Source organism: Flavobacterium salmonis (assembly GCF_903819435.1).
In the GTDB taxonomy this organism is placed as follows: Bacteria; Bacteroidota; Bacteroidia; order Flavobacteriales; family Flavobacteriaceae; genus Flavobacterium; species Flavobacterium chungangense.
In genome coordinates this window covers 64,565-76,751 of the sequence record NZ_CAIJDP010000074.1, presented here as the reverse complement: position 1 = coordinate 76,751, position 12,187 = coordinate 64,565, and the positions used below count along the sequence as shown (strand labels likewise).

At 34.8% G+C, this 12,187-nt stretch carries 8 protein-coding genes; 3 read left to right on the top strand and 5 right to left on the bottom strand.

Going from position 1 to position 12,187, the window contains the following annotated elements; genetic code table 11:
* Nucleotides 1-93: 93 nt before the first annotated feature.
* Together FLACHUCJ7_RS14805 and gltB are read right to left on the bottom strand one after the other, a co-directional pair.
* Complete coding sequence (locus FLACHUCJ7_RS14805) at nt 94-1,548, bottom strand: glutamate synthase subunit beta (protein ID WP_180909422.1); 1,455 nt, start codon at nt 1,546-1,548, stop codon at nt 94-96.
* Nucleotides 1,549-1,552: 4 nt separating this feature from the next.
* On the bottom strand, nt 1,553-6,067 hold the full coding sequence (gene gltB, locus FLACHUCJ7_RS14800; protein ID WP_180909421.1) for a glutamate synthase large subunit: 4,515 nt from the start codon (nt 6,065-6,067) through the stop codon (nt 1,553-1,555).
* Nucleotides 6,068-6,483: 416 nt separating this feature from the next.
* Here gltB and sucC point away from each other — a divergent pair, with 416 nt between their 5' ends.
* Complete coding sequence (sucC, locus tag FLACHUCJ7_RS14795) at nt 6,484-7,677, top strand: ADP-forming succinate--CoA ligase subunit beta (RefSeq protein WP_035684436.1); 1,194 nt, start codon at nt 6,484-6,486, stop codon at nt 7,675-7,677.
* 76 nt (nt 7,678-7,753) lie between these two features.
* Here sucC and FLACHUCJ7_RS14790 read toward each other — a convergent pair whose 3' ends face one another.
* Nucleotides 7,754-8,557 carry a DUF5694 domain-containing protein gene (locus FLACHUCJ7_RS14790; protein WP_180909420.1) on the bottom strand — a complete coding sequence of 268 codons (804 nt, stop codon included), beginning with the start codon at nt 8,555-8,557 and terminating at the stop codon, nt 7,754-7,756.
* Nucleotides 8,558-8,777: 220 nt separating this feature from the next.
* Between FLACHUCJ7_RS14790 and FLACHUCJ7_RS14785 the strand changes: the two genes are divergently transcribed.
* Both FLACHUCJ7_RS14785 and FLACHUCJ7_RS14780 read left to right on the top strand, forming a co-directional pair.
* Nucleotides 8,778-9,818 carry a sensor histidine kinase gene (locus FLACHUCJ7_RS14785; protein ID WP_180909419.1) on the top strand — a complete coding sequence of 347 codons (1,041 nt, stop codon included), beginning with the start codon at nt 8,778-8,780 and terminating at the stop codon, nt 9,816-9,818.
* A 2-nt stretch (nt 9,819-9,820) separates the two neighbouring features.
* Nucleotides 9,821-10,525 (top strand): LytR/AlgR family response regulator transcription factor, encoded by a 705-nt coding sequence (locus FLACHUCJ7_RS14780; protein ID WP_078227778.1) that lies wholly within the window; start codon nt 9,821-9,823, stop codon nt 10,523-10,525.
* Nucleotides 10,526-10,598: 73 nt separating this feature from the next.
* Here the strand turns inward: FLACHUCJ7_RS14780 and FLACHUCJ7_RS14775 are convergent, their stop codons facing one another.
* A complete protein-coding gene (locus FLACHUCJ7_RS14775) occupies nt 10,599-11,063 on the bottom strand; it encodes a DUF1456 family protein (RefSeq protein ID WP_180909418.1) in 465 nt (154 codons plus the stop codon).
* A gap of 94 nt (nt 11,064-11,157) precedes the next feature.
* A complete protein-coding gene (locus tag FLACHUCJ7_RS14770) occupies nt 11,158-12,168 on the bottom strand; it encodes a dipeptide epimerase (protein WP_180909417.1) in 1,011 nt (336 codons plus the stop codon).
* Nucleotides 12,169-12,187 lie beyond the last annotated feature (19 nt).

The window sequence follows — 12,187 nt, the reverse complement described above, 5'->3', positions numbered from 1 at the left end:
TAAACATTTTCAAAATTTATTATAAATTATATATAAAAAAAGCAAAACGGCTGTCAATATAGACAGCCGTTTATAATTTTATGGATATAATTATTATACTCCAGGTAAATCTCCTCCTTCTTTAGTAGGTAAATCAGATTTACCCATTAAGTAGATATCAACCTGACGAGCAGCTTCTCTACCTTCAGAAATTGCCCAAACAATCAAAGATTGTCCTCTTCGCATATCTCCCGCAGTAAATATATTAGGCACGTTTGTTTGATAATTATTTGCTTTATAGTTGCTTCTAAAATCAACTTCCAATCCTAACTGACTGCTTAAAGTTTTTTCCGGGCCTGTAAAACCAAGTGCCAGTAAAGCTAAGTCGCAAGGCCATACTTGTTCAGAACCTTCAACTTCAATCAATTCCGGACGCTGCCCAAGAACCATTTTCCACTCTACTTTTACGGTTTTCAAAGCTATTAATTTGCCATTTGCATCTTTGATAAATTCTTTTGTATTGATTAACCAGTCTCTTTCGCAACCTTCTTTGTGTGAAGTAGATGTTTTTAACTGCAATGGCCAGTAAGGCCAAGGAGTTGAAGCACTTCTGCCAACCGGTGGTTTTGGCATAATCTCAAAATTCGTTACCGATTTTGCACCGTGACGGTTTGATGTTCCCACACAGTCAGAACCTGTATCTCCACCACCAATTACGATTACATCTTTTCCGGTAGCTAAAACCTGATTTTCAATTTTTTCTCCAAAAACCACTTTAGTCTGCTGCGTTAAGAAATCCATTGCCTGAACTACACCATCAGCATCAGCTCCAGGAGTAGGCAAACCTCTTCTTTCTGTAGCTCCTCCACAAAGTACGATAGAATCGAATGCTTTTAAATCTTCAACTGAATAGTTTACACCAACGTTAGTATTCACTTTAAAAGTAATTCCTTCTGCCTCTAAAATAGCGACACGTCTGTCAATAATTCCTTTTTCTAATTTGAAATTTGGAATTCCGTAACGTAATAAACCTCCAATTGCATTATCTCTTTCAAAAACAGTAACAGTGTGACCTGCTCTGTTTAATTGCTGAGCTGCTGCTAAACCAGCAGGACCTGATCCTACCACCGCAACTGTTTTACCGGTTCTTACTTTTGGCGGCTGTGGCTTGATCCATCCTTCTTTGAAGGCACGCTCCACAATATTTTTCTCTATATTTTCAATAGCGATTGGCTCTTCAATAAGTCCTAATACACATGCTTTTTCGCATGGTGCCGGACACAAACGTCCTGTAAATTCAGGAAAGTTATTGGTCGAATGCAAAATCCATGAGGCTTTTTGCCATTCTTCCTGGTATACCATGTGATTGAAATCCGGGATCAAATTCCCAAGAGGACAACCACTGTGACAAAAAGGAATACCACAATCCATGCAACGAGAACCCTGAGTAGTAATTTCAGCTTCACTCAAAGGAATCGTAAATTCATTATAATTCGTTACACGTTCTTTAACTTCTATATATGATTCGTCTTGTCTTTCGAATTCTTTAAAACCTGTTACTTTTCCCATTGTATTATGCTGTTAATTCTTCTACCATTTGTTCTTCTGTTTCCAGACGTTTCAACGCTTTTTTGTACTCTGTAGGCATTACTTTTACAAAATTATCCAAGCTTCCTGCCCAGTCATTTAATAATGCTGTTCCTCTTGTACTGTTCGTGTACAGAACGTGTCTTTGGATCAAATTTTTCAAGTCGTCAGCATCATCGCCTTCAACCGTTTCAAATTCGATAGTTTCCGTATTACACAATCCGTTTTTAAACTTGTGTTCAGGATCATAGATATAAGCGATACCACCACTCATACCCGCAGCAAAGTTACGACCAGTGCTACCCAATACTACAACTTTACCTCCGGTCATGTACTCACAACCGTGATCTCCAACACCTTCCACTACAGCAATCGCTCCAGAATTACGTACTGCAAATCGCTCTCCGGCTATACCATTGATATAAGCCTCTCCCTCGATTGCACCAAATAAACAAACGTTTCCAACAATGATATTCTTCTCAGCTACAAAAGTTGCTTTTGCAGGTTTTTTAATGATTAATTTAGCTCCGGATAAACCTTTACCTAAATAATCATTCGTATTTCCTTCTACAGTAAAGGTTAGTCCGTGAGCACTAAAAGCTCCTAAACTCTGACCTGCAGAACCAGTAAAATTAATATTCAAGGTATCCTCAGGTAATCCAAGGTGACCGTATATTTTAGAAATCTCATTACTAACGATAGCGCCAACAGAACGGTTAATATTGTTGATTGGATATGCTAAAGTCATTTTTTCTTTTCTGTACAAAGCACGGTGAGAATCTTTCAGGATTTGGAAATCCAATACACCTTCTAAATTATGATCCTGCTTTTCTGTATTACGAACTGGCATTGTTTTATACGCAGCCGGTCTGTATAAAATAGAAGACAAGTCTAATCCTTTTGCTTTGTAATGATCAATTGCTTTATTAGAATTGATTTTATGGGTTTGTCCAACCATATCTCCTAAAGTTCTGAATCCTAACTGTGCCATGATACCTCTTAATTCTTCTGCAACATAATAGAAGAAATTAATAACGTGTTCCGGTGTTCCTTTGAAATTTTTACGCAATTCTTTATCCTGAGTTGCAATTCCAACAGGACACGTATTCAGGTGACATTTACGCATCATGATACAGCCTGAAGCTACAAGAGGTGCAGTTGCAAAACCAAACTCCTCAGCTCCTAATAAAGCAGCGATAGCTACGTCACGACCCGTTTTTAACTGACCGTCACATTCTACAACGATTCTGCTTCTTAAGTTGTTTAAAACCAAAGTCTGCTGTGCTTCTGCCAATCCAAGTTCCCAAGGAAGACCTGCGTGTTTCAATGATGTTAAAGGAGAAGCTCCTGTTCCACCGTCATAACCTGCAATTAAAACAACGTCTGCTTTTGCTTTAGCAACACCGGCAGCAATTGTTCCAACACCGACTTCAGAAACCAATTTCACATTGATACGGGCTTCTCTGTTGGCATTTTTCAAGTCAAAGATTAATTGTGCCAAATCTTCAATTGAGTAAATATCGTGGTGAGGCGGAGGCGAAATCAATCCTACGAAAGGAGTTGAGTTACGCGCTTCTGCAATCCATGGCAATACTTTTTCTCCAGGTAACTGACCACCTTCTCCAGGCTTAGCTCCCTGAGCCATTTTAATCTGAATTTCTTTTGCACTTGACAAGTAATGAGAGGTAACTCCAAAACGTCCCGAAGCAACTTGTTTGATAGCCGAGTTACGACTGTCTCCGTTTACATCCGGCTGAAAACGTTTTCTGTCTTCCCCACCTTCACCTGAATTGGATTTTCCTCCAATACGGTTCATGGCAATTGCTAAATTTTCGTGTGCTTCTCTTGAAATAGATCCGTAAGACATTGCTCCCGTTTTGAAACGTTTTACAATTTCTGTCCATGGCTCCACTTCATCCAACGGAATCGGATCTAAATTATCAAATTCGAATAATCCACGAATCGTCATTAAACTCTTAGCCTGATCGTTAATTGTATTGGCGTACACATCATAACTGTCCTGATCGCTCAAACGAACAGCCTGTTGTAATTTGGCAATCGTAGTAGGATTAAACAAGTGTCTTTCTCCATTACGTCTCCATCTGTATTCGCCTCCAATATTTAATCCTAATCGGTTTGCGATTAGTTTATCAGGGTAAGCGTATTTATATCTTTCTGTAATTTCTTTTTCAATTTCATACAACCCGATACCTTCGATTCTTGAAGCAGTATATGGAAAGTATTTTTCAACGAATTTAGAATTGAAACCAACAATCTCGAAAATTTGAGAACCTCTATATGAATGTAAAGTTGAGATTCCGATTTTGTTCATGATTTTCAAAATTCCCGAACCAATCGCTTTGTTGAAATTATCAACCGCTTTTTGTTCTGCAATTCCGGTAATAAATCCTTCCTGAACCTGAACACGGATAATTTCATTTACCATGTAAGGATTGATTGCACTTGCGCCATATCCAAATAAAGTAGCAAAATGATGCGGCTCACGAGGCTCAGCAGATTCCATGATAATATCAAAATAAGAACGCTTGCGTAAACGGTTCATTTGATGATTTACATACGAACAAGCCAATAAAGCAGGAATTGGTGCAAATTCTTTGTTCACCCCTCTGTCAGAAAGAATAATAATGTTTGTACCTCTTTCAACAGCTTTTGTGATTTGAACGATGATAGCATCCAAAGCATTTTCCAAACCATTCATACCCTCTGATTTAGGATATAAAATTTTGAAAGTTTCTGCTTTAAAATTATCTATAGAAATCGTTCTGATTTTTTCTAAATCTCCGTTAGAAATAACCGGATTTTGAATTCTTAATTTACGGCATTGTTTGCTTGTAATATCAAAAATATTACGATCCTGACCTAAATTCAAAGCAATATCAGTTACAATTTCCTCACGGATTCCATCCAAAGGGGGATTGGTAACCTGTGCAAATAATTGTTTGAAGTAATTCGGAATTAACTGTGGTCTGTCAGACAATACCGCAAGAGGTGTATCGATACCCATTGATCCCAAGGCTTCTTTACCAGTTTGGGCCATTGGCGTAATCATATCCTGAATATCCTCTAATGTATAATTAAAAAGACGTTCTCTTGTAGGCAAATCGACAGTCTCTATCGGGCACACCTCAGAAGTTGAAGGAACATCTCTTAAATGTAATCTGTATTGGTTCAGCCATTCCTGATAAGGTCTTTCAGAAACAATTTTACTTTTGATTTCCTCGTCATTAATGATGCGTCCTTCGTTCATGTCCACAAGGAACATTTTTCCCGGCTCTAATCTACCGTGGCTTTCAACATCCTCAGGATCAATATCAACAACTCCAATTTCTGAAGCCATAATTAATTTACCGCTTTTGGTAACGGTATATCTTGAAGGTCTTAGTCCGTTACGGTCTAACAAAGCTCCAACATAATCTCCATCAGAAAAAGGTACAGAAGCAGGACCATCCCAAGGCTCCATGATACAAGCATTATATTCATAGAATGCTTTTCTTTCAGGAGACATTGTTTTGTGTTTTTCCCAGGCTTCAGGAATCATCATCATCATTACTTCAGGCAATGATCTTCCGGTGTGTGTTAACAATTCCACCACCATATCCATAGAAGCAGAATCTGATTTTCCAGGTAAAATAATTGGGAATAATTTATCAATTTGAGGTCCAAAAACCTCACTTTTCATAATTTCTTCACGAACACGCATTCTGCTCACGTTACCACGTAACGTATTGATCTCTCCATTCTGACACATGTATCTGAATGGCTGAGCCAATTCCCACGTTGGCATTGTATTGGTAGAGAAACGCTGGTGTACTAATGCAAGACGAGTCACCAAATCCGTTTGTTGTAAATCGGTATAATACGGCCCAATATCTTCAGGCATAATAATACCTTTATATATTATAGTCGTAGTAGATAAACTTGGAAGGTAAAAATAGGAGCTTTGAGAAATTTTAGAATTTCTGATTATATGCTCGGTAATTTTACGTGCAGCGTATAATTTAGCTTTAAAAACAGCATCATCAATCGCTTCGTTTTTTCCAATAAATATTTGTTCGATACTTGGTTCTGATGCCAATGCAATTTCACCCAGTTGAGAAGAATCAACCGGTACTTCTCTCCATCCTAAAACAGAAAGTCCCTGGGCTTTGACTTCTTTTTCAAAAATATCTTTACAAAAATCATATTGATTTCTTATTTTTGGTAAAAACACCATTCCAACAGCATATTCACGTGCAGCAGGCAATACAAAATCACATATCCTCTTGAAATATTCATGAGGAATATCAATTAAAAGTCCAGCTCCATCTCCTGTTTTTCCATCAGCACTCACTCCACCTCTGTGTTCCAGCTTAACTAGAATCTCAAGAGCGTCATGAATAATTTGGTTTGTCTTTTCTCCTTTAAGATTGCAGATAAAACCAGCTCCGCAGTTTTCATGCTCGAATTCTGGCAAATAAAGGCCTTGTTCTTTTAGTTTCATTCTTGATATTTTTTTTTTACAAAAATAAAGATTTCATTAAACATAATGTACCAAAATTATGCTTTGCCTTACACTTTTATAGGAATATTAGAAAAACGGTTCTTAAATGATAATAATATTATAGAACGCATTGTGAATTGACAAAATGACAATTGCATTTAAATTATATTAAGAAAAATCAACATTATGTAACATAAATACGTTGCTTTTATGTTAATTCTAAAACGATATAGTGGTTTGTAATTAATAATAAGAACATATTTAATTAACCATTATTTGACTTTGTCATGGATTTATTTAACAAACTGAGATTGCTTTATTATTAATTAAAAAAGATTTTACTTTTAAGTTCAATTTTGCTACTTTTGTCGCACTTTTATTCTGAAATAAATTCAGAACCAGACAAATTCTATATTATGAACATACACGAATATCAAGGAAAAGAAATTTTAGCAAGTTACGGAGTACGCATTCAACGCGGAATTGTGGCTAATAATGCAGTTGAAGCTGTAGCTGCTGCAAAACAATTAACTGCCGAAACCGGAACAGGATGGCATGTAATAAAAGCACAAATTCACGCAGGTGGTCGTGGAAAAGGTGGTGGAGTTAAGTTAGCTAAAAACTTGCAACAAGTTGAAGAAATCGCAGGACAAATCATCGGAATGCAATTGATTACACCTCAAACTTCTGCTGAGGGTAAAAAAGTAAACAAAGTTTTAGTAGCTGAAGATGTTTACTATCCTGGTGAAAGTGAAACTTCTGAATTCTATGTTTCTGTTTTATTGAATAGAGCTACAGGTCGTAACATGATCATGTATTCTACTGAAGGTGGAATGGACATTGAAGAAGTTGCTGAACACACACCACACTTAATTTTTACAGAAGAAGTTGATCCGTCTGTTGGATTACAAGGTTTTCAGGCAAGAAGAATTGCTTTTAACTTAGGACTTTCCGGAAATGCTTTCAAAGAAATGGTTAAATTCATCGATTCATTATACAATGCTTACATTGGTTCTGATGCTTCTATGTTTGAAATCAACCCTGTTTTAAAAACATCTGACAACAAAATTATGGCTGTTGATGCTAAAGTAAATATCGATGATAATGCTTTATACAGACAACCGAAATATGCTGAAATGCGTGATATCCGTGAGGAGAATCCAATCGAAGTTGAAGCTAAAGAAGTAGGTTTGAACTATGTAGATCTTGACGGTACTGTAGGATGTATGGTAAACGGAGCTGGTCTTGCAATGGCAACTATGGATTTAATTAAATACGCTGGTTTTGAGCCCGCTAACTTCTTGGACGTTGGTGGAACTGCTGATGCTAAACGTGTTGAAACTGCTTTCAGAATTATCCTGAAAGATCCAAACGTAAAAGCAATCTTAATTAACATCTTTGGAGGAATCGTTCGTTGTGACCGTGTTGCTCAGGGTGTTGTTGATGCTTACAAAAACATGGGAGACGCTATCAATGTGCCAATCATCGTTCGTTTACAAGGAACAAATGCTGAAATTGCAAAAGAATTAATTGACAACTCTGGTATGCCAATCTTATCAGCTGTTCAATTTCAGGAAGCTGCTGACCAGGTTAAAGCTGCTCTTTCTTAATCAAATAAGAAATTAGTTATATATAAAAATCCATTCGTAAAAACGAATGGATTTTTTGTTTGTAGTTGTCTTGTTATTATTTTAAAACAGTTGCCAGTTCCACAATTTCAAATTCAGGATTATGTTCTACAAATTCCCTAATCATTGCTGTATGTCCGGCTCCTAATAAAACCATTATTTTATCATCCTGACTTTCAGTAAGTTTTTGAATTAAAGCATACATATACAGATTCCTTCTATACCATTCAGAGACTAAAAAGGCTCCAACAAAATTATCTTTCTTCCCTCCTTTAATAGCGGTTTGAAGATACCAGCCAATATTGCCTTCAATTGATGCTTTTGTATTTGTATCCAAAAGCAATTCAGTCAAAGAATACTTCGTAATCTTTTTATTGTGATCTGTTTGATAATACTTCATTGTTTCTTCATTCTTCCTGATTAAATCGAATTGATTGGCTTCTTTCATTCCTTTTACCAAACTGTCATACGGAAAATCAGCATTGTTGTAATCAATTCCATAAAGTTTTTTATGCCCAAGTTTCTTAGCCGATCTTAAGGCCAATTGAACTATCTCATCTGCATCTTTGTGCAGTAAACTATCCGTATTTTTATTGTAGAATTTATCCAGATTGTCTTGTTTTTGATAATTCCATTCAATAAAAATTTTATTCGGACCAAACTTCTTAATCTTATTTGTTATGTTTTCCAATTCTTTCTGGCTCTTGTCTGACATTACATTAAAGGTATTTACTTTGGCAACATCAAGTCCCGGATTCTCAAAATGGAAAGTTCCTAGTAATAATATTTGCTTCTTCTTTGATTGAGCAGAAACAGTGTTGAATACAATTGTCAAAACTAATAATAAAGCGATTTTTTTCATGATGATTTGTTTTAAATTTATCACAAATCTACATTTGCTTTTCGGCTAAATTTTTAGTTTTTGATGAACACCAAATTCCAAATCACTAACATTGGAAATTTGGTCTTGAAAATTTTCATGTATTGTTTTTGACAGTTCATCCCGAAAAATAATCGTTTTATATAAATATCGTATTCATGTAAACTCATAGTTGTATTTTTGAAGGAATAATAAAATCATTATGAAGCTAAAAATTCCTTTCTATTATCATATCATACTTTTCCTGGGACTATTTATCACTTTCTATCTTTGGGATATTGGAGTAAATAATCGCGAAATGGATTTCGTTTTCAGCACTATATATTTCTCATTTAATGTGACTTTTATTCTGTCAATTTTCATCGTTTATATTCTTAATTTTTATACTTTTTGTGATTGGTTTTTTAATAAAAAGAAAATAGTATTCTACCTATTGAGTATTCCTGTTTCATTATTGATTTTTGCGGGAATTCGTTATTTTTTACAGGAAGTTATCGTTTTTGAACTTACAGGAATTCATAATTATGCCGAAAAAACAAGAGAAGTAACGTATTATATCCGTGACAATTTCTTCTTTGGTTTACCAGCGATTATTTTAAGTGCTTTAAGCTATTTATTTTGGCAATTTCAGAATACATACAAACTAAATCAACAATTGATTTTAGAGAATAAAAAAGCCGAATTACAAATGCTGAAATCTCAGGTAAGTCCACATTTTTTGTTTAATACTCTGAATTCATTTTATAGCCAGCTGATTTTGAAAGAGGATGAAATGGCTTCGGATATCTTGGTCTTGTCCGATTTGCTTCGTTACGTCATTACAGAAACAGATAAAGAAGAGGTTTTACTCTCTAAAGAAATTCAGTTTATAGAAAATTATATTCATTTACAAAAGAAAAGATTTGAAGATCAGCTCTATTTAAATTTTGAGATTGAAGGAAATTACACGACCGAAAAAATTATTCCGGCTGCCTTAATACATTTCGTTGAAAATGTTTTCAAACATGGAAAGCTTAATAATCGGGATGAAAAAGCAATTATTTCAATCAAAATAAAAGACGATTTCTTAGCAATTTCTACCTTTAATTACAATGTTGGAGGCGAAAATTATTCTTCGACCGGAATTGGTTTTGAGAATCTTACCAAACGTTTGGAATATGCATACAAAGATCAATTTATACTTGAGAAAACGTCAGAAAACAATACCTTTAAAACGTATTTAAAAATTCCTTTAAACAACTAATCATGAAGCTTAAATGTATCATTGTGGATGATGAACCACCGGCAACCCGTATCTTAAAAAGCTATGTTGAAAAAGTTTCCTTTCTTGAAGAAGTGGGCATTTTTAATGATTCCTTAAAAGCTTTGGAGTTTTTAAATTCAAATAAAGTCGATGTTATTTTTTTGGATATCCAAATGCCGCAATTAACAGGTTTGCAGATTTCCAGAATTATTTCTAAAGATATCAAAGTCATTTTTACAACGGCATATCCTGACTTTGCCTTAGAAGGTTTTGAACTAAATGCAACGGATTATTTATTGAAACCAATTGCTTTTGAGCGCTTTTATCAGGCTGCCACAAAATTGAATATTGAGACCAAAACCGAAGTCCCAACCTTTAATTCCTCTGATTTTATTTTTATAAAAACAGATGGTAAAAATAAATTTCAGAAATTATTTACAGAAGACATTACATTTATAGAAAGCCTTCAGAATTATGTTTGTATTCATACTAAAAAACAGCAAATTATCACACATTCTTCTTTAAAAAATATAATCGAATCATTGCCGGAAAGAAATTTCATTCAGATACATAAATCCTATGTTATCGCTTTAAAACAAATCGAATCTACAGACAGTTTTTCTGTTTTTATTAATGGAAAAGAATTGCCGATTGGTGCTACGTTCAAAGATGCTTTCTTTTATAGAATCGACCAGAATAAGATATAAAAAAAACCATTCTTGGCGAATGGTTTTTTGAATGTAAAATCGAAGATGCATTGTATAAAACACATCTGAATTTTTATTTTTTATTCTTACCATTTTTGTAAACTACTTTTTCTACAACAGATGGTTTTCCATTTCCTTTTGGAAATTCTTTCTTTTTAGGTTTTTTAGCTGCCGAACCAGACTTTGAAGGACTTTGATCACCTCTTCCTCTTTCACTGTCTTTTGGCGCATCTTTAAACTCAGGTCTTTCTTTCGTATTATCTTTCTTCGGAATCTCAGCTTTATGCTTTGCTAAAACATCATTTGGATTTTTAGGATTTTCTTTTGTTCCTCTTAAATGAATTACTAATCCGTTTAGGAAATTACGCAAAACCTGATCGCCGCATTCCATATAATTAGGATGATCTTCTGCTCTGAAAAAAGCTCCTAATTCAGATTTTGTAATTCTAAAATCTACTAATTCTAAAATTTCAACTATTTGGTCGTCACGGAGCATCAAAGCCACGCGAAGTTTTTTTAAGATATCGTTGTTCGTCATTTTTTGTTTTGTTTCGGGTTTGAGGTTTCAAGTTTTATTTGTTCTTCCTCAGCATCGTTTATTTTGCAAAGGTACACTATTTTAAAAGGAAATATTAGAATAAAATCACTCCTGTTCCTGCTCTGTCCGGATAATAAGTTTTCCCGTTTTTTATTGTTACACCGCCAGCAATATCTTCTGCCAGCAATAGAGAACCATCCATGTCAACATAATCTAATTCCGGCAACAAATGCGCTATTGCTGAAATTCCGACAGTAGATTCTGTCATACAGCCCACCATTATTTTTAGTCCCCGTTTTTTAGATTCGGCAATCATTCTTCTTCCCGGAGTAATTCCTCCGCATTTCATCAATTTTATGTTTACACCATGAAAATGATTGTGACATTTTGCAACATCTGATTCTGTAATACAACTTTCATCAGCTATAACAGGCAAAACAGCATTTTCAAAAACTTCTTTATGCCCATACCAGTCATCCGCTTTCAAAGGCTGTTCAATAAATTCAACACCTAAGTTTTTCAGAATAATTGCATTTTTCAGGGTTTCATCAACAGTCCAGGCGCAATTGGCATCGACCCTAAAAATGGCATTGGTGTGTTTTCGCAATTCGTTTACAATTTCAATATCCTCAGAAGTTCCTAACTTTATTTTATAAATCGGCCATGGAAATCCTTTCATCTTTAGGACCATATTTTCAATAGTATCTATCCCAATGGTATAGTTAGTCAACGGATTATGACTAATATTGTAATTCCATAATTCATACAGCTTTTTACCATTTTTTCGTGCATACAAATCATTATACGCATTATCCAGGGCACATAAAGCAAAAGGATTGTCTTTTAAAAACGGATTTATTTTCAACCAAAATTCTTCGGGAGTTTCATGAGACGCTGCTTCTATAATATCACGGATTTTTTCAATATCATACTGCAAAATTTCAACCGTAATATTATAATACGGATTTGAAGTTGCTTCACCATACCCCGAAAATCCATTATCCTGTAATTCTACTATTAGGGAAGGCTGAAAATCTATTGATTTTCTTGAAATTCTAAAAGTGTGCTTTAGTTTTAAATTATATGCTTTCAAAATTAATTTCATAAACAGACACTTTCTAATT